This is a genomic window from Cognatiyoonia koreensis (genome assembly GCF_900109295.1).
Taxonomy (GTDB): Bacteria; Pseudomonadota; Alphaproteobacteria; order Rhodobacterales; family Rhodobacteraceae; genus Cognatiyoonia; species Cognatiyoonia koreensis.
Genome location: NZ_FOIZ01000002.1, coordinates 638,609 through 657,960 on the forward strand (window position 1 = coordinate 638,609; position 19,352 = coordinate 657,960).

Genomic DNA, 19,352 nt, shown 5'->3' on the forward strand with positions numbered 1-19,352 from the left:
CTACATGATCCCCATGAATGCACCGACACTCACTGACCGCGCTGCCTTGCTGCGCAACCGCCAACGCGCCACATCCAACGCGCTGTTCTTGCACGACCAGATTGCGGATGAGCTTCATGAAAGACTGGACGAGGTTAACAAATCGTTTCCATCAGTAGCGGTCGTCACGGGATTTCCTGATCATTGGAGTCAGTATTTCCCACATGCAACGACCGTTGCTGACGAAGAAACTCTCGAACTTGCCCCGGGCAGCTATGATCTTGTGTTGCATGTTATGGCGCTACACTGGGCAAACGATCCTGTAGGGCAACTGGTGCAGTGCCGCCGCGCGCTGAAACCGGATGGGCTGTTGATATGCAGCTTTCTTGGCGGCCAAACGCTGCACGAACTGCGCTCGGCACTCGGGCAGGCAGAAGCGAATATTACGGGTGGGCTATCGCCTCGAGTCGCGCCGATGGGTGAAATCCGAGATCTTGGTGCATTGCTGCAACGAGCTGGATTCGCACTGCCTGTTGCAGATGCCACACCTTTGTCGGCGTCTTATGAAACCGCATATCATCTGATGCACGATCTTCGTGCGATGGGCGAGGCCAACGCCCTAGAATCGCGATTGCGCCATCCGACAAAACGAAAGGTCATCGCCGAGGCTGCCCGGATTTACGCTGATACTTTTGCAGACGGCGACCTAGTTAAGGCGACCTTTGAAATTATTACGCTGACAGGCTGGGCTCCTGCAGAAAACCAGCCAAAGCCGCTTCGCCCCGGCAGTGCAACGACACGTTTGGCCGACGTACTGAATACCAAAGAAACCAAGTTATAAGTGGTCTGCCAATTGACCTCGCCCGTATTCCTTTTATCTGACCTATTTTCCGGGTTACTGTGAGGTGATGAACATGTTTGATGCACAAAAAGCTGATACGCCACGCGAAGCCGTGTGCCCGATCCATGCACCTGCCGACCACCCAAAGGTGAAACCTGCGAAAGTGGGCATCTTGTTGGCCAACCTCGGCACGCCTGATGCGACCGACTATTGGTCAATGCGCCGTTACCTGAACGAATTTTTGTCAGACAAACGCGTTATCGACTATTCCGCGTGGCTTTGGCAGCCACTGCTGCAACTTGTGATCCTGACAAAGCGACCATTCTCATCGGGCGCCGCATATAAATCGATTTGGAACGAGGCGGACAACGAAAGTCCGCTGATGACCATCACCAAAAAGCAGACGGCAGCCATCAAGGCGGAAATGCAGGCGCGCTACGGCGACGATGTGCACGTCGATTTTTGTATGCGTTACGGCAACCCGTCGACAAAATCCAAGGTCCGGGAAATGACTGAAGCCGGCTGCCAGAAGATCCTGTTTTTCCCGCTGTATCCACACTACGCTGGAGCGACGTCAGCGACAGCGAATGACCAATTCTTCCGCGCTTTGATGGCAGAAAAGTGGCAACCTATCGCCCGTATTGTTGAACCCTATTTCGAAGACCCAGCCTACATAGACGCGTTGGCACAGAGCATCGAAAACGCCTATGCCACTGCGGAAACAAAGCCCGAAATGCTGATCTGTTCTTATCATGGCGTTCCAGAGCGGTACTTGCGCGAAGGTGATCCCTACCACTGCCAGTGCCAGAAAACGACGCGACTACTCAAGGAACGGCTTGGGTGGGACGATACGCAGATAAAAACGACGTTCCAATCACGGTTTGGCCCCGAAGAGTGGTTGAAACCCTACACTGTGAAAGAAGTTGCCCGGCTAGCAGAAGAAGACGGTATCAAAAACATCGCCGTCTGCGCCCCAGCCTTCTCAGCCGATTGCATCGAGACGCTTGAAGAAATTAACGAAGAGATCAAAGAATCCTTCGAAGAAGCCGGTGGCGAGCACTTTACCTACATCCCATGTTTGAATGATGACGCTGCACATATTCACGCACTGTGCGGGGTGATTGACCAAAACCTGCTTGGGTGGGTGAACCGCTAGGCGAAGCACTTAGCCCGTCTTTGTCGCTGAAATCTGGTTTGGCATCGGGGCCGCACCGGGAAGTACTGGTGTTCCGCTTGCTGCCTTGATCCGATCAATTAAATCAAGCAGCACGGCTGGGTCAGCGCGCGACCGGCATGACATCGCACCGAACTCGCAACGAGCGGAAGAATTTGGGATAGGCGGACGGGACATGTTCTTTTCTCCTTGTTGCGTCCGTTATTTCCTGAATTCGGTGTGTGCGATGTGATGAGCGTCACATTCTTCCAAGCTTTTTTCTGCGATGTCTTATGGAGTGTCGCATCCGAAACGACACCGCACCGCGTCCCGCAAAGGGGACTATTCCAAAGCTCTTTGCCCCAGCTTGTGTGACAGCATCGAAAGAGGAGGGCCCCGGTTTGACTAGCAAAACGCCACCTGATCTGCGGATCATAGACAGTGATCAACCTCCTCATTCTGTAAGCAAGTCATCGAAGAAACCTCGGCTGAGAATCAAGGAAGGGGGCAAAGATATGACGCAGGTGGTTGAAGCGATGTCCGGCCAAAATGATCCGCCAGACGGTGTCAAAGTAGCGTTCCAAACCGTCGAAGCGTCATTGCGCGCAGAAAACTGGTTCTTTGAAACTGTGCGCGCCGAACTGGAGAAGACTGCCCCACTTTGCGAGTTTCCCACGATCATGGGTAGCAACGGGCATGATTATCTACTGCATTTTACTCAATTTCTGTTCTTTCTAAAAGCCTTGGATTGCACAGACGCAGACGCGATTGCGCACTATATCGAAACCCATAACGCACGCATCGAAAGCTTGCTGAAGGACCCAAATTTCGCGAAGTCCAAGAACGAATTCAGAAAGGCGATCTTTCGGCCCGAACGCAAGGCCAAGGTGCTGGACACGGTCCGAACGCTTAGCGCGCCCGTTTTCGCAATCTACGAATTCGCACATCTTCTGATTGATGAAATGTCGCCGAAAACGACAGAAAAACTGATTGAAGATCTGCGCTTTGGTGGATTGTTGTCACGTAGAACGGATAACCGGATGTCGGCCGATCAAAAAAGAATACTCATTTCATCGACAGGGTTCTTAGAGAATACATACAGCATGTCATTGCTGATGCAGCGCAGGATGGTCGCGCTCACATTAAGCGAAGATGAATTCCGTAGGGCGAAGGCCTAGATATCAGCCAGTGCTGCCAGTCGTCCACGATCAAGCAGGAAAAGCTGCCGGCGTTCGACAATGACAATTCCTTCATCTGCCCATGCCTTGATGTGTCTGTTAACGTTTTCCCGTGCCAGCCCACTGAATTCACCAATTTCGGCCTGTGAAAACCGTTCCGACAAACGCAAACGGCCATTATCGCGCTCACCCCACTTATCAAAAAGCCTCAGTAGAGCGCGGGCAAGTCGGGTACTGCCTTCCGGTGCGGACTGGGTGGTGAACATGTCGGATGCATTGCGCACCTTGCGGCACAGTTCGGTTATGATGGCCTGCGCCACATCCGAGCGCTCTGCAACGAAAGCGAGGATATTTTGCCGCGACACAACCAGGCCCTCTACGGCACTTGCGGCAACCGTATCGGCACTGCGTGTTCCACCATCAAGTGCAGCGATTTCTCCCAAGACCTCGCCTGGTCCCATATGGGCCAAAACAGACTTCCGACCAGATAAAGAGGTGACCGAGACTTCGACACGCCCCTTTTCAATCAGCATGACCATATCGCCTGGCTCACCTTCGGCAAATAACATCTCGCCTGCGGCAAAACTTCGTCGCTTGGCATCGGCAAAAAGATCGCGGCTATCCGCAGGATCCATTGCAGACAACAGGATAGAACGACTTGGAGGCAAAGAAATGTCAAAACCGGGCATATCTTCATAGGGGCCGGATGCGCACAGGGGGTCAACCTGTCTTTCTGACTTGTTGACAGAGTGGAAGATCAGCCTCCAGAATTGATGCGGGGGGAGCCATGCTGAAATATATCTGCATTTCGGACTTGCACTGCGGTGCGCCCACCAGCCTCCTGATGCCGCCGCCCAGCCGTTTCAGTGCAGATCCAGAACCTGTCGCCACAACTTTCGCTGAGGCACTTGGGAGATTCCTGAGTGTGGCTGACGCAAGCCCCCAACTGATCCTGCTTGGAGATATTCTTGACCTGCAGTTTTCGAACCGATCACATGCATATCAAAACGCAGTTTCGTTCCTGAAGCCTATTGCAGACACAGGACGGATCGCACGCGAAGTCATCGCTACAGCGGGAAATCATGATCATGCTCTCTGGACAGATGCACGCCTGTCGTTAGAGGCCGATACCTTTTCCCGCCAGCCGGACACGCCGGAGTACCGCGGCGCGACCAACGCGTTCTGCCCTACTTACAGTGCTGATAGCCGTTTGCTGACGTCATTAATTAAGCAATCCGGCTTCAAGGGCGTCGATCTGCGGTATCCAAATATTGGATTCGCCAACAAAGAGCGGGCCGTTGTTTTACATCATGGACATTTTATCGAGGAAGAATACCGCCTTGTGACTCGTATCAAGGAAAAGCTGATTGGCGATCATGCGTCTTTGCCCACTGTTGAACAAATCGCCGTCGAAAACGCCGGCTGGATCGATTTCTTCTGGTCTACGACGGGTGACTCCGGTGTCGGAATTGAGTCCAGCAGCCTCTACCAAAATGTCCTGACCAGCACTGGTTTCCGCCGGCTCGCAGGGAAGCTCGCCGACGAAATTCGTGACACGCTGCGGGACAAGCTACCCTTTGCGGGCAATATCAACGTGCAAGAAATCATCCGGTCGTTCGCAATGGCCGGTCTTGATCTTGGCCTTGGGCGGTTCCGCGATACGGAAAGGTACTCCGAAGTTACCGCACTTACGACCAAAGGGTATGAGGGCGTGGCATGGTATCTGAATGGTCCTGTGAAGAACCAGATTCAATCTGAGTTGAAAGCGGTTTTTGCAGAAACGACCTTTGTTTGCGGCCATACGCACAAGCCATTTGCTGAACGGATCGTCGCATCCGGCTTTGCGAAACCCGTAAAGACATACAACACCGGTGGTTGGACCCTGAACGGACCGAGGCTGGACAGTGCAGAGGGTGCTTCGATGATACTCATTGATAATAAGTTGAACGTTGCATCTGTGAATCTGTTTTCGACACCAAAAGGTGGCATTGTTCCGGCGGCCCGTGTCCAGATGTTGTCCGACGGGCCCGACGCCACCGCATTTCGGGATCAAATCGCAGGATGGCTGGCTCAAAGTGAAACAGAGTGGACAAGGTTGGCCGAAGTAGCTTGCAAAGCGTATTTCGAACGTCAGGAATACCTGCTTGATCTTACAGCAGATCATATTGACCGGCAGGCTGCTAAATGAAGGCAGCTTTTCCGAAGATATCCAAGCCATTCGCCGAAGCAGAGACAAAAAACCAGATCATCGTCATCGGGTCCGGCTATGGCGGTAGTGTTGCCGCTTCACGTTTGGCGCGGGCTGGCCAAAGCGTCACGGTTTTGGAGCGGGGTCGCGAGATAAGGCCCGGCGAATACCCCAACGACTTACCATCGGCCAATGATGAAATACAGGTCACGCTGTCAAAGACCGGGAAGACCATCGGGAAAACTGATGGTCTGTATGATTTTCGGATTGGCGATGACATGAACGTTTTTGTCGGCTGCGGTCTAGGTGGAACGTCGTTGATCAATGCGAACGTCGCAATCGAGCCGGACCGGCGCATTTTCAGCCAATGGCCGGATCCTTACAAAAGCGACCCAAAGATTCTTGACCCCTACTTTGACCGGGCGCGTGCGATGTTGGGATCAAACCCGCTTCCTTCTGATCAGAACCCACCGAAACTGCGCGCATTTTCACACGTTGCCAAAGGACTTGGTGTCTCGTTGGAACGACCCGACTTGAACGTTACTTTTACCGACGGGCTGAACGCGGCCGGAATCCACCAATTCGCTTGCAACCACTGCGGCGATTGCGTGTCCGGTTGCAACTATGGTGCAAAAAACACTGTCCTGATGAATTATTTGCCTGATGCGGTGGCGCATGGAGCCAGCCTATTTACGGGTGCTGAGGTCACGCATCTGATCCAAGGCGATGGGATTTGGCAGGTGCACACGACATCAAGGAAAACACCATTGACCGCTGATATTGTCATCCTCGCGGCAGGCTCCCTTGGAAGTACCGAAATCCTGCTACGATCTGATACGCTGGCACTAAGCAATCGCCTGGGGCAGCGGTTTTCCGGCAACGGTGACGTCTGGGCCTTTGGTTACAACGCGAATATCAAAGATGCGGACCAAATCAATGCAGTGGAGAACCGTTCCAATGTTTATGGCGTTGGCGCGGGCCCACACCATCCGGACGAAGGTGAAGCCTACGCGCCCGGTCCCTGCATCACTGGCATGATCCGGTTGCAAGGCGATACTCTGTCAGAGGATATGCTGATAGAAGAAGGCGTGATGCCAGGGGCCTTGGCGGCAGGATATGCTGCGGCATTCCCTGTGATTGACGCGCTAATGGGCGACCCATTCAGGTTTGGCGATGCGGCCCAGCGCTTGCAAGACATGGCCGATGTTGCAAATGCAAAATCGCTTGCCGACTCCGCCTATGACGGCCCTGTCGCTCGAACGCTTCCATTTCTCGTTATGAGCCACGATAGCTCTGCCGGCGTCTTGGAAATGAAAGCGGACCGGATCAGTGTGAGGTGGAAAAACGCCGGATTAGACCCTGCGATTGTTGCCGATGGTGCCGCAATCAGTCGCGCCAGTGATGCCATCAAGGCCGAATACCTGCCAATGCCCTTTTGGCAGGACGCTTTTGGAAACCGCTTGATTACGGTTCATCCAATTGGTGGCTGCGCAATGGGGAAGGACCACAAATCCGGTGTCGTGAATTCAGATTGTCAGGTGTTTCGACATGATGGCGGGCTCTACGAAGGGTTGTTCGTATGTGACGGTGCCTCGTTGCCCGGCGGTGTCGGCGTAAATCCACATCTGACGATTACAGCTGTTGCCGAACGGGCGATGGACGAGCTGGTGAAAGCGCAGGGTTGGCAGACGGATACAACACCTGCAAAGCCGCTTAACCAATCTGTCCCATCAAAGCCGGCCAAGTTGGGGCTATCCGATCTAGAAAAACTTCATCAGGCACTTTCTGAACTGGTCCATGCGATCACCGAAGGCGATCTGCCTTTGTCGAAAAGCAAAATTAGCAATGTCTGGTTAATGCTGAGCATTGCTTACGCGAAGCTAGTCCCGGTTGATCTGAAGAAAAGATATCCGATAGCGAGCCAAGAAACACTTTTTGAAGTGTTAAAATCAGACACCGACTATACGGCAATCGTACTTCCAATTGCTGAACAAATGCTCGATCTTCTCATCGCGTCGAAACCAACCGGGTTGAGAGAGAGACTTAAAAACCTAGAGACGCTGACAGGTGATTTTTCACCGGGCGGCGGATTTGATGAAATCATGCGCGGGCGCATTTCATCTCTCGGACTGACAGACAATCCGGCTTCACGCGATCCTTTCCGGGTCGCGGCGAAAGCGGGCGCAAACTGCACGTTCACGGCCAAAATCAGGACGGAAAAAATACGTCGCGCGACGACGCCACCAGACGGCTTTCTTTCAATCGAATCTGGCACATTTCATTCGGAAGCAATCGGCGGTTCCTTTTTCATCAAGGACGGCAAGTTCCGCTTTATGATGCCTGATCCGGAAGTCGTCGAAAAATGGGAAATGACCTATGCTGGCAATCTTATGTCGGCGGGAAGCAAAGACGAACAACTACGATTTGAATGCTTCAAAACAATTCAACGCCGTGAAGGTTCACATTGGTGGCGTGATCTGACGGAATGCCGGGTGAAGGTGTTTAAAGACAACGTGGAGATAGCACGCGGATTATTGGAACTTGAGCTGCAAGATCTGATTGAACAGGCCGTAAATTTGGATATTTCCTATACGACCAAGGCACTGATGCAGGGTTTCATAGACGCGTACGAGGTGATTAAGGGCGCTGGCCTTGATGCTCCAAGCACACTGCCAGATGTGTTCGACAACCCAGCTTTGCGGGCAAATCTTGTGTTAGGGGTCGCGCATGTTCTGAACGAAAACGGCCAACAAGCTGAGAAGGCGCTGACCGACTTCTACAAAGCGCAGGTGCTCGGAAAGTTTGGGGAGTTCGCGTTGCGGACCTACGGCGGTGTGTTCAGCTACGCATCGAACTTTCAAGAACGGGACAGAAATGAAAGTCTTGTTAAAGACCCGTATTTGAATGCCGCGACCTACCAATTCGAGTCTGAACCGGGCGTATGGCTTCAGCTGACCCACTATCCTGGCACCAAGGGACCGATCGTGCTTGCTGGCGGGTTTGGCACATGCGCATCTTCTTTTGCGCTTCCAACGGTCGATCAAAACCTCGTGCAAGCGCTAATGGCAGAAGGCTATGACATTTGGCTGTTCGACTACCGTGGTAGTGGTGCGATAACAGCAAGCCAGATACCTTTCACCCTCGATCAGGTTGCCCAGTACGATTGGCCAACCGCGATCGACGAAGTACTTAAACGAACCCCTGTCAAGAATGCATCAGACGTGCAAGTTCTGGTCCATTGCATCGGATCAATGTCATTATTCATGGCGTTGCTTTACCAGCGCTTGCCAGTTCGCCAAGTCATCGCATCCGCAACTGGTCCATTTGCAATCACAAATTGGTACAACTATGCAAAGTCAGACGTGGAATTGTCGCGCTATGTGGCCGAAGGATTGCCGCGACAGATGTGGGGGTTGATTGATATGCTCGATCTGGCCCCAGATGTTGCAGAGGCTGCGAAACATGGTCTTGCGGTCTTTGATCCGCGCGCACCAAGCCCGCATCCCTTCTATTCGAAAGACATCGATAACGCGCTTACCGGACTTGCCTGGAAAGTCCCGGGTTTCGCGCCGACGGAATGCTACAGTCCGACGTGCCACAGGATTACATTCGGATTCGGCCCAAGTTACCTGCATGCCCAGCTCAATCAGGCGACCCATAATACAATTGCTGACTTGTTCGGCCCGGTCGCATCGCGATCCTTCATCCATATCGCGAAGATATTTGAGAGAGGCACTGTCATCGATGTGAACGGCGCAGACATTTACATGCCAAATGTCGCTAATTTGGATATGCCGATCCATTTTATTGTCGGTGCGCTTAATCAAGAGATGCTGCCGGAGGCGACACTACGGGCGCAGCACTGGTTGCAGCAAAATAATGGCAATCCGGAGCGTTACACACGCCATGTCTATCCCAATTATGGGCATATGGACTGCTTCATCGGAAAAGATGCCGATAAGCATATCTTCCCCAAATTGCTTGATATGCTCAGTTCAAGGGCCTAGCCTTTTCTGCGGACGTCGGGAGAGTGTCCGGGGGACAGAAAAACATATGCTGACAACGCCGACGGGTGAAAAGAGATGGACGGCCATTCTGTCCACCGACATGGTCGGATCTACCCGTATCACACAGGAAATCGGCAACGAGAAGGTCTACGAACTGCTGCAGCACGTGTTGGGCCTGGTTCGCGAAGAAGTCGAAGCCCACGGCGGCCATGTTGTCGATACTGCAGGCGACGGTATCCTCGCCGCTTTCGGCGCACCTCGCGCATTGGAAAATGCGTCCGTGCAAGTTTGTGCTGCTGCAAACGCCTTTCGAAGGCGTTTGAACGCAGAAAGACAGACACTAGCCAAGCGTTTCGGTGTCATTCCAAGCTTCCGTACGGGAATCGCAGGTGGCAACGCAATGATCGCCCATGAGAACGATGATTCGATCAAGGTCGTTGGCGATCCCGTCATTCAAGCGACACGTTTACAAACGATTGCAGGTCCGGGTGATGTCCTCGTAACGCTGGATATTCAGCGAGAGATCGACGGCTTTGCGACTACGACCGATCTGGGCTTTCAGCCAATAAAGGGTTTCGATGATCCCGTTCATATCCATGCGCTTGGCGAAATGCTGGAGGCAATTACGCGTTTTGACGGAACACGGCGGCGTGGAATGGTCGGATTTGTCAGCCGCAAAAAAGAGCTGGATCAAGCAGTTAGTTCTGTACTGAGTCAAGAACGTCCTCGTATTCTCTTAGTGTCAGGCGTCGCCGGTGTTGGGAAATCACGTTTGGTGCACGAAGTAGTTGCGAAGGTCCCGGACGACCGAACAGTCTGTTTTGGTCAGTGCATCCCAACGGGCCAAACGCCATTTGGACCAATCTACGAAATATTGCGACAGGTGATTGGTCATGCTGGACCACCAGACGCTGTCTTGAGGAAACTTACCGACTATTGTGATGCAGAGAACCTGCGCGTTGTGCTGGATCCGAAGACTGACGCACTCACCCGAGCGCTGCAGGAACGCGAAATCCTGACAGAAATCTTGCGACAGCTATCCAAACAAAAGGCAATTATCTTCGTTATTGAAGATATCCACTGGATAGACTCTGCGTCGAACGATCTACTGGCTGGGCTTGCGTGTGAACCTTTGCCGCTGATTGTCACCGCCCGACCAACTTACGCGGCGGAATGGGCACGCGACGACGGCGTTTCAAAGGTTGTACTGTCGCCGCTGTCAGATAGCGAAATTGGAGAGATCGTAGTAGCGCGCTTTGCATCACCGGTTTCGCCGGAATTAAACGGGTTGGTCGCTCGGAAATCGGAAGGCATCCCGCTCATCGCCGAGGAAATTATTCGCGCCCTGAAATCCGGTAGTCAGCTGGTCGAAACTCCTGACGGACTCGGTCTGGGAGAAGGCGAAACCGGATTTGTCACCGGGAACCTCCAGCACCTTGTTCTTGCGCGAGTCGACAGGCTTTCGGCCTCACAAAAGGCAGCCTTGCAGCTCGCTTCTGTGATAGGCCGGGATTTCTCGACCAGCCTTCTCAAGAAAGCGATGAACACTCACGTCGATCTCGCCGGTCTGGGAGACATAGTTGAGCAGAAAGATGATGACCACTTTCGGTTTGTCCATGCTTTGATCCGTGATGCGGTTTACGGAAGTTTATTGTCGTCAGAACGGCGCATGGCGCATGGGCGCGTGGCACAGGCTCTAGAGTCTCTGGCGGACACAGAAACATTTGCACGCCTTGCTGACCATTTCACGCAAGCGGAAAACGCCGCAAAAGCCGTCAAATACTTGGTACAGGCCGCGCAACAGAGCCTGCAATCCTATGCTTTGCGGGATGTTGATATCCTATTGGAGCAAGCAATGCAGTACATCGAAGCGGATCCCACCCTTATTGAACCCGAATCCTTTGCCAGCCTCGCAATGACGTGGATCCGTGCTCTCGATCAGCTTGGCAGTTTCGGTCAAGTGCTGGACGTCGGGACGCGGTTGCTGCCACACCTTCAGACACATTCGCTAGGACACGAAGCTAATATGGTTCGGAACTTGAGCGCGATTGCTCTGACCCATACTCGTGACTACGCAGCCGCCGAACAACTGGCACAGAAAGTGCTCGCGGAAGCCGAGACAACACATGATGCGCTAGGCGCTGCATGGGCGAAATTGGCGCTTTTGCGGACGTACGAAGAGACCTATTGGCGTCCGCCAGATTGGATCATTGATCTTGCAGATCAAATCATCCCCGTTGCCGAAGCCGAAAACGACACGCACCTCGCCATGATGACACTCTACCAGAAATCCGCCGTTTATCGGTCATCAGGAAGGCGCAGATTGGCGCTCGAAACCGCAGACAAAATCGCGTCATACTCAAGAACGCATAATGATCGGCGCGGTAGATCGTACGCACTTTGGGCGCGCGCTCTTGTGAGCATCGTTGAAGGCACGCCAGAGCAGGCCTACCAGACCGTTCAAGATGGCCGAAAGCATGTCATCCCCGGATCTGCCGATGCTGTCGTCGTCAATATGGTCGAACTTTATTGCCGCATATTCCGCGATCCGCCGTCCGTTATGAAACCCTTGCTTGAAAGGTATCGCGCTGCGGTAATAGGTCGACCCGACTATAACCTGATCCATAGTGCAGATCTGTCACTTATCCTAATCGCATTCAAGGAACGCCGGCTCGCAGATGGATGGCGTATGATCAACCAGATCATGCCTGAGATTGCACATTCCGGGAACGTCAACATGTGGCGGCAATACCTGCATCTGCGGGCGGAACTGTTACTAATCTTAGCCGGGCTGGTAGATCCTGAACTTGAGAACCCGACTCCGAATGGTCCATTCGAGACGAAGAAGCCGGGAATGCGGGATGCCATCACATTTGCATTTCTGCGTCTGCGCTGGAAGAAGATTGCAGAACGCGACTTACACAAGGCTATCGCGCTCGACCCACTCAAATGCGGGGCGCATTTCGCTCGGGCACATATCGGACTTGGGCTGATCGCCAAATCGCGCGGACGCACGTCTGATGCAATTAAACACCTTGAAACAGGTTATCAAAGTGCCGCTGAAGAAGGACTGACCCTTTTGCTTTGTCGCGCTGAACGTGCGCTGTCGTCATTTGGCATCTCGACACAAAAAGAAAAAGACGGCAGGTAACATATATCCGCCGCCATGAATCCAGTCTTGTTGAACGATCGTTCCTAGATCAACAGAACCTGCGTTCCAACGCTTGCCATGCTGAAGAGTTCAGCAATGTGTTCGTTGTATAGGCCGATACACCCATTTGAGGAACGGCGTCCGATTTTGCGTGTGTCGTGCGTACCGTGGATACGATAGTACGTCCAAGACAGGTAAAGCGCATGTGTACCAAGTGGATTTTCTGGTCCAGGTCCGATGAACTCGGGCCACTCGGGATTGCGTTCACGCATGGATGGTGTTGGCCGCCAACTTGGCCCTTCGACCTTGCGGACAACTTCCGTACGCCCCTTGCGGGTCAAATCTTCGGTCAGTGGTACGCTGGACGGATACAATTTGTAGACCGACTGATCTTCGGACCAGAAATGCACGGCACGCGATTGCAGATCGCACAGGATCGCACCACCAGCCAGATTGCTGAAATAGGGCTGCCAGTCCAAGGAACGGAAGCTGGATGTATTGCGCTGCACGCTGGAGGAGATGTTCGATTCGACTTCGGTGCTATTCGCGGTCGCCTGCGCTATTGCGCTGCTACCCATCATCGCGGCGGATGCTGCGAGGAACCCGCGTCGGGACAATGCGACTGTTGTCTTTTTGGTCATCTGTAGCGCCCTTCAAAGAAGATCTCTGCCTAGTTTGCCCTCTCCTATGATGCCAATTGAGCGCAAGCAAATCAAACAAATGTCAGATCGGCACTTGTTTGCGCAACACCGTTTGAAGTGTGGCCTCTTTGCCGCTAAGCACAGCCAACAACACAGCGACGAGTTTAAAGATGCTTAGACGTGAAATCCTTCTCGGTGGTACGGCACTTGCGTTGACAGCATGTGCACGGTCAAATGCACGGGTCGGGCCAGATGGCCTCCCCTTGCCGCAAGTCTACAATATTGGACCGGGTGACAAGGATGACATTCAATTCCGTATGCTGGACAGCGTGAATACCCTGCGGCAGGCCGCAGGTGTACCCGCGGTCGAATTGGACGCTTCATTGAATGCCGCCGCAGAAACCCATTCACGTGATATGTCCGTCCAAAACCGGCCTTGGCTATTCGGCTCTGATGGTTCATCGCCCATTGATCGTGCGCAACGCGCAGGTTTTCAGGGGCGGTTGCTAGGTGAAAACATCTCCGAAAGCTACGAGACAGAGCTGGAGACGCTTGCCGCCTGGATGAAAGATCCAGACACGCGCAGTGTGATCCTTGATGCGAATGCACGTCGGATGGGTCTTGGCTGGTTCCAGGAACCGGCAGGAAAGTTGTGGTGGACAATGAATATGGGTGGTGATCCTGCCGCGTCCAGGCCGATCCCGTCAGTTCTACCAGGCATTACGCCAGTCAGCGGCCGTTAGGGATAGATGTAAATCGGCGTTCCGACATTCACCATCGCGTAAATGTCTTCCATCTCGCGGTTGGTGACAGCGAGGCATCCCCATGTCCAATCCGGTTTGCCAGCGTACACCTTTGGCGTTCCGTGAATGAATATGTCCCCGCCGGGGCTTTTTCCCATCCGCTGCGCATAGGCGATGTCCCTCGCGTTCGGATAATCGACTTTGATTGAAAGATGAAAGCGGCTGTCCGGGTTCTTGAACGAAATGCGGTACGCTCCTTCAGGCGTCTTGCCGTCGCCTTCAAACTGCTTATGCCCTTCAGGGGCAAATCCAAGATCGAAGCGATAGGATTTCAATACTTGATCGTTGTGAAAAAGGTGTAGCCGTCGCTGGCCCTTGTTTACCTGAATCTTGGTAATGACAGGGCCGCGATAGACGCGGAACTTGCTCGCGCATGCTGATAGAAAAGTGCCGATGGCACCCAGTAGAACAAAACGTCTTGAATAACCCATACTGCCCTTTGCCCCGGTCTTTGCCGATTTCCGAACCCTTAGCACATTGTCCTGGTCAAGGACATCACAGACGTGTGAACGATGCCACCATTTCCACATGGCTTGACCAACGGAATTGATCAACGACGCGAACCCATTTCAGATCATAGCCCGCGCCAACAAGTTGGGCCGCATCACGCGCAAACGTCACGGGATTGCAAGACACCATGGCAATTGTTCGCACGCTGGATTGCGCAAGTGTCGCAATCTGCGCCTCGGCCCCCGCGCGAGGTGGATCGATCACTGCGGCATCAAAGCGAGCCAGCTCGTCGGGTTCGAGCGGACGTCGAAACAGATCTCGAGTCTCTGTCGTGACCCGCTTGAGCCCATGCGCCAGCCGCCAACCCTTATCAAGTGCTGCCAGCATGGGTTCTTCGCCCTCGATCGCATGCACTTCTGCTGTTTCCGCAAGCGGAAGCGTGAAAGTGCCACAACCGGCAAAAAGATCCACGACTGTCTTGGCTCGCTCCGAGATCTCTAGCACATCGGTGACGAGCGCATTTTCTCCTTCCAGCGTCGCCTGCAAGAACGCGGCCGGCGGCGGCACGACACGGGCTTTGCCAAACTGCTGAAAAGGTGGTGCCATTTCCACAACGGGTTCGTCCAGCCACGTCAGCCGTGACACGCCATATTCACGGGAAAATTCCGCGAGATTCATGCGCATTTCAGAAGTCAGCTTCTGTTCGGTCTGTATGTGGATATCTGTTCCGACAGTTGTGTCGGTTACAGTCAGGGCGATTTCCTCTTTCCGGCTTGCAACAAGCGTAGTGAGGATTTCCAGCGCGGGGATCGCGTCGCCCAAGCGCGGCGTCAGAAGTTGGCAGTCAGGTACAGGTATGAGGAGATTCGAAGCTCTTGCGTGAAACCCAACAGTTGCCCCTTTCTTCGTACGTCTTGCAGAAAGCTTCGACCTGCGTCTGGACTTGGCGGGCGATGTATGCGTGGTACGAAAATTAGGCTCTAATCCATGGGCTTGCAGTGCTTTACGCACGATGCCGGTTTTCCATTCTGCTACAAATGGATCAGATGCGTGTTGCATCGCGCAACCGCCGCAGGATTTGAAATGTCGACATGGCGCTGCAACGCGATCGCCAGACGGTGTGATGATCCGCAATGTTCCTTCCTGTGTGACCTCGACAACTTCACCTGGAAGTACCCGTGGCACTAGCGATCGCCCATCGTCCAGCTTTCCTAACCCCAGATGAGTCAGGCCCTCAATTACACCCATGGACTATTCCGCCGCATCCTGAACATTGATAAAACCACCTGACTGCCGGTTCCAATAGCGCGCATAAAGACCGTCTTGCGCCAGCAAGTCAGCGTGTGTGCCTTGTTCTACAATGCGCCCAGCGTCAAGCACGACAATCCGGTCCATGCGAGCAAGCGTGGACAGACGATGCGCGATGGCGATGGTCGTTTTGCCATCCATGACAGTCTCTAACGCTGCCTGAATTGATGCCTCAACCTCTGAATCGAGCGCAGATGTCGCCTCGTCCAGCACAAGGATCGGAGCGTCCTTCAGAATGGCACGTGCAATGGCAATCCGTTGGCGCTGGCCGCCCGACAGTTTGACACCACGCTCGCCAAGGTGGGCATCATAGCCCTTGCGGCCCTTGAAATCAGCCAGTTCACAGATAAAGTCGTGGGCCTCAGCGCGTTTGGCTGCCTCTACCACCTGATCCTGAGTGGCATCTGGTGTGCCATAGCTGATGTTCGCACTTGCAGACCGGTTGAACATGGCCGTTTCCTGCGTGACCATGCTGATCTGGCGGCGCAGGCTTTCCTGCGTCACTTCGGAAATGTCTTGTCCGTCAATCCGCAAAACACCCCGTTCCGCATCATATAGCCGCAAAAGCAAAGCAACCAACGTCGATTTACCAGCCCCAGAAGCACCAACAATCCCGAGCTTTTCACCGCTGTTGACCGTCAAACTGACTCTATCCAAACCACCGGGCCCGCCGCCATAGGTAAAGGTCACGTCCTCCATTGTGATGTACCCGTCTGTGACAACAAGCGGTTTGGCATCAGGCTTATCGACCAATTGGTGTGCTGGGGACAATGTGCGGGCCGCGTCCTCGACCTCGCCTATGTTGGAGTACATGCCCATTAAGGTGAAGCTGACCCAGCCGGTCATTTGAGCGAGACGCAGTCCAATTGTACCCGCAACCGCGATCGCACCGGCTGTCGTCGCGCCCTGCGTCCACAATACCAGCGTCACACCGACAAGGATCAGCGGCAGGACTCCGGCAAGCGCCATAAGCCAGAACCGGAAAGAGGCCGACACCCAGCCCCACGCAATCCCCTTGATCCGGAAATCGTCAATTGCTGCATTGGCCGCCTGATCTTCGTGGTTATCGTGGGCAAAAAGTTTTACTGTTTTGATGTTCGTGACCGTATCGACGATTTGCCCCGTCACCATCGCACGTGTTGACGCGCGTGCCATCGAAGCTTTGCGGATGCGCGGCATGAATACGCGGATAAAGCCGATATACGCCGCAATCCAAATCAGGAGGATCGCCGCAGACCACGCATCAATCGTCAGAACAAGCACAACAGATCCGACGAGAGATGCCAAAGCGAACATGACGGTATGAACAAATTCAACAACAACATCAGTCAGGGCCCGTGCCGCTTGCATCTGCTTGGCAGCGATGCGTCCCGCGAAATCGTCATCAAAGAAGGTGACCCCCTGCCCCAGTGTATGCTTGTTTAAACGCGAAAGGATCAGAGAATAGACCTGTGGTGCTAAAATCACCGACTGCATGACGCCCGACAGGCCAAGCCATGCCGGACGGAAAACTAGAAAAAACACCACGATGCCCAGTATCAGACCCGTATTATCTGTAAAAAACGTGGCTGGTGTGCCCGCCAGCGCTGCATCGATGACCCAGCCAAGTATCAGCGCCGAAGCGACTTCGATCAGGCCTGAAACAATAGAGATGAACGAACCTGCAAAGATGACTGAAAAGCTGCCGGTCAACGCCCAGCGCATGAAGGCAAGCAGCGTGGCCGGCGGCGGGCCATCGGCTGGCTGAAATGGTGGAATCCATCTGCTTGGGCTCATTCTGCGGCCTCGCTTTGGCCAAGAAATCCGCCGGACTGCCGCGCCCAGAACCGTGCATATTGCCCGTTTGCTTCCAACAGGCCCTGATGATCGCCGTCTTCAATAATACGACCATTTTCAAGCACGATAATCCGGTCCATCTGGGCAATCGTCGACAAGCGGTGCGCGATCGCAATGACAGTCTTACCTTCCATCATCGTGGACAACGTGTCCTGAATCGCCGCTTCGACTTCTGAGTCGAGTGCAGACGTTGCTTCATCCAGCATAAGGATGGGCGCGTCCTTTAGCATGACACGAGCAAGCGCGATCCGCTGTCGTTGACCACCGGACAGCTTTACGCCGCGCTCTCCGACCCGCGACGCGTAACCCTTATTTCCTTCCGCGTCTTCCAGCGTCTGTATAAATTCATGCGCCTGTGCCTTTTTCGCAGCCGCGATAATCTGATCATCGGATGCGTCTGGATTACCATAGGCAATATTCTCACGCACAGACCGATGCAGAAGTGCCGAGTCCTGCTGAACCATACCGATCGCGCTACGCAAGGAATCCTGCGTCACGGATTGCGTGTTCTGCCCATCGATCAGAATTTCGCCTAGCTCAGCGTCATAAAACCGCAAGAACAGCTTTACTAGTGTCGATTTTCCGGCACCAGATTGCCCGACAAGTCCGACCTTTTGACCAGCAGGTATTGTCAGGTTGATCCTATCCAACCCACCCTTTTTCTTACCGTAGTGATGCGACAGCTCTTTGATTTCGACCTTGCCCGCGCGCACCTCCAAAGGCTTCGCACCTGGCTTGTCGAGGAGCGTCACTGGCTGCGCGATCGTTTCCATGCCTTCAGCCACGACACCAAGGTTCCGAAAGAAATTCGATACTGCCCACATGATCCAGCCGCTCATTCCGTTCAAGCGTAGGGTTAACGCAGAAGCGGCGGCCACGACACCAAGTGAAGCCGCTTCCTGGGTCCACAAGAAAATAGCGTAGCCCACAACGCCTACAACAAGGATGCCATTCAAAAGGATCAGCGCCAGATCCATTATCGAAAACAGGCGCATCTCGACCTGAAAGGTTTTTCGCGCGGTTTCTATCGCTTCCTTGGCGTAGTCCACTTCGCGGTCATGATGGGCGAACATCTTGACCGAGTGGATATTTGTATAGCTATCTACGACCCGTCCAGTGACCGCGCTGCGCGCATCCGATGCGGCCTGAGATGCAGGGGCGACCTGTTTGATCACCCAACGAAGCAGAAAAAGGTAAGGAACGAACCATGCCAGCATGGGAACGATCAACCGCACGTCCGCTTCGCCCAAAAGGACAAGCGCGCCGATCAGATAGGCCAGAGCGAATGTAATTGCATCGAAGATTTGAAAGACGACCTCGCCTACGGCGGGCGGAGTTTGCATGATGCGGTTCGCGATACGCCCTGCAAAGTCATTCTCGAACCAACCCACGGACTGCCGCAGGACGTGGCGATGCGCCCGCCACCGAACCATAGTCCCGATATTCGGCAGGATCGTGTTATTCAATAAAGCGACCTGCGCCATACCCAGCGCGGGACGCAATGTCAGGATGAAGATCGCAACGATGATCAGTTCGAAACCGTGGGTTTGCCAGAAACTGCCCGGTGTACTGTCACCCATTACATCAACGAGGCGACCCAGATAATAAAGAAGATAAATTTCGACGGACGCCACGATTACGGACATCAATCCGGTCAGCCAGAAAATCCCAGCGAATGGTCGCGCGTATTCCAGCAGAAACGGTGTCAACCGCTGCGGAGGTGCGTCGTTTTCCTTATACACCACATAAGGATCGACCAGATTTTCGAAGAATCGAAACACTGAGTTGGCCTGCCGTTGGGATAAAGCAGACCTAAC

14 protein-coding genes and 1 pseudogene are annotated in these 19,352 nt (G+C 53.7%); 8 read left to right on the top strand and 7 right to left on the bottom strand.

What is annotated here, in order from left to right; genetic code table 11:
* Positions 1-13 precede the first annotated feature (13 nt).
* Positions 14-820 carry a methyltransferase domain-containing protein gene (locus BMY44_RS14765; protein ID WP_089997192.1) on the top strand — a complete coding sequence of 269 codons (807 nt, stop codon included), beginning with the start codon at positions 14-16 and terminating at the stop codon, positions 818-820.
* Positions 821-887: 67 nt separating this feature from the next.
* Positions 888-1,976: a ferrochelatase gene (gene hemH, locus BMY44_RS14770; RefSeq protein WP_089996452.1), complete on the top strand. Its 1,089-nt coding sequence runs from the start codon at positions 888-890 to the stop codon at positions 1,974-1,976.
* A 9-nt stretch (positions 1,977-1,985) separates the two neighbouring features.
* On the opposite strand, the gene BMY44_RS18245 is transcribed toward hemH, so the two are convergent.
* On the bottom strand, positions 1,986-2,171 hold the full coding sequence (locus BMY44_RS18245) for a hypothetical protein (RefSeq protein WP_165611856.1): 186 nt from the start codon (positions 2,169-2,171) through the stop codon (positions 1,986-1,988).
* Between the two features lie 317 nt (positions 2,172-2,488).
* Here BMY44_RS18245 and BMY44_RS14775 point away from each other — a divergent pair, with 317 nt between their 5' ends.
* Positions 2,489-3,151 (top strand): hypothetical protein, encoded by a 663-nt coding sequence (locus tag BMY44_RS14775; protein WP_089996456.1) that lies wholly within the window; start codon positions 2,489-2,491, stop codon positions 3,149-3,151.
* Here BMY44_RS14775 and BMY44_RS14780 read toward each other — a convergent pair.
* Positions 3,148-3,786: a Crp/Fnr family transcriptional regulator gene (locus BMY44_RS14780; RefSeq protein WP_165611857.1), complete on the bottom strand. Its 639-nt coding sequence runs from the start codon at positions 3,784-3,786 to the stop codon at positions 3,148-3,150. The two genes, BMY44_RS14775 and BMY44_RS14780, sit on opposite strands and share 4 nt — an antisense overlap.
* 152 nt (positions 3,787-3,938) lie before the next feature.
* Between BMY44_RS14780 and BMY44_RS14785 the strand changes: the two genes are divergently transcribed.
* The 4 genes and pseudogenes from BMY44_RS14785 (at position 3,939) to BMY44_RS14795 (ending at position 12,497) form a co-directional block, all read left to right on the top strand.
* Complete coding sequence (locus tag BMY44_RS14785) at positions 3,939-5,339, top strand: metallophosphoesterase (RefSeq protein ID WP_089996461.1); 1,401 nt, start codon at positions 3,939-3,941, stop codon at positions 5,337-5,339.
* Positions 5,336-6,163: pseudogene (locus BMY44_RS18515) on the top strand (GMC family oxidoreductase N-terminal domain-containing protein); the annotation flags it as partial. The gene BMY44_RS14785 and the pseudogene BMY44_RS18515, both read left to right, overlap by 4 nt.
* A 210-nt stretch (positions 6,164-6,373) precedes the next feature.
* Entirely contained in the window at positions 6,374-9,346 is a 2,973-nt protein-coding gene (locus BMY44_RS14790) for a GMC oxidoreductase (RefSeq protein WP_242650575.1), read from the top strand.
* A gap of 46 nt (positions 9,347-9,392) precedes the next feature.
* A complete protein-coding gene (locus BMY44_RS14795) occupies positions 9,393-12,497 on the top strand; it encodes an ATP-binding protein (protein ID WP_165611858.1) in 3,105 nt (1,034 codons plus the stop codon).
* A gap of 44 nt (positions 12,498-12,541) precedes the next feature.
* Here the strand turns inward: BMY44_RS14795 and BMY44_RS14800 are convergent, their stop codons facing one another.
* Positions 12,542-13,138 (bottom strand): L,D-transpeptidase, encoded by a 597-nt coding sequence (locus BMY44_RS14800; protein WP_089996469.1) that lies wholly within the window; start codon positions 13,136-13,138, stop codon positions 12,542-12,544.
* Between the two features lie 170 nt (positions 13,139-13,308).
* Between BMY44_RS14800 and dalA the strand changes: the two genes are divergently transcribed.
* Positions 13,309-13,881 (top strand): divisome-associated lipoprotein DalA, encoded by a 573-nt coding sequence (gene dalA / locus BMY44_RS14805; RefSeq protein ID WP_089996472.1) that lies wholly within the window; start codon positions 13,309-13,311, stop codon positions 13,879-13,881.
* Here dalA and BMY44_RS14810 read toward each other — a convergent pair.
* The 4 genes from BMY44_RS14810 to BMY44_RS14825 all read right to left on the bottom strand — a co-directional run bounded on the left by BMY44_RS14810 (position 13,878) and on the right by BMY44_RS14825 (position 19,316).
* Positions 13,878-14,372 (bottom strand): L,D-transpeptidase family protein, encoded by a 495-nt coding sequence (locus BMY44_RS14810; protein WP_089996475.1) that lies wholly within the window; start codon positions 14,370-14,372, stop codon positions 13,878-13,880. The two genes, dalA and BMY44_RS14810, sit on opposite strands and share 4 nt — an antisense overlap.
* Positions 14,373-14,436: 64 nt before the next feature.
* A complete protein-coding gene (locus BMY44_RS18520) occupies positions 14,437-15,639 on the bottom strand; it encodes a class I SAM-dependent RNA methyltransferase (protein ID WP_089996477.1) in 1,203 nt (400 codons plus the stop codon).
* 3 nt (positions 15,640-15,642) lie between these two features.
* Positions 15,643-17,475: an ABC transporter ATP-binding protein gene (locus BMY44_RS14820; RefSeq protein ID WP_089996480.1), complete on the bottom strand. Its 1,833-nt coding sequence runs from the start codon at positions 17,473-17,475 to the stop codon at positions 15,643-15,645.
* Positions 17,472-19,316 carry an ABC transporter ATP-binding protein gene (locus tag BMY44_RS14825; RefSeq protein ID WP_089996483.1) on the bottom strand — a complete coding sequence of 615 codons (1,845 nt, stop codon included), beginning with the start codon at positions 19,314-19,316 and terminating at the stop codon, positions 17,472-17,474. Before BMY44_RS14825 ends, BMY44_RS14820 begins: the two co-directional genes overlap by 4 nt.
* Between the last annotated feature and the right edge of the window lie 36 nt (positions 19,317-19,352).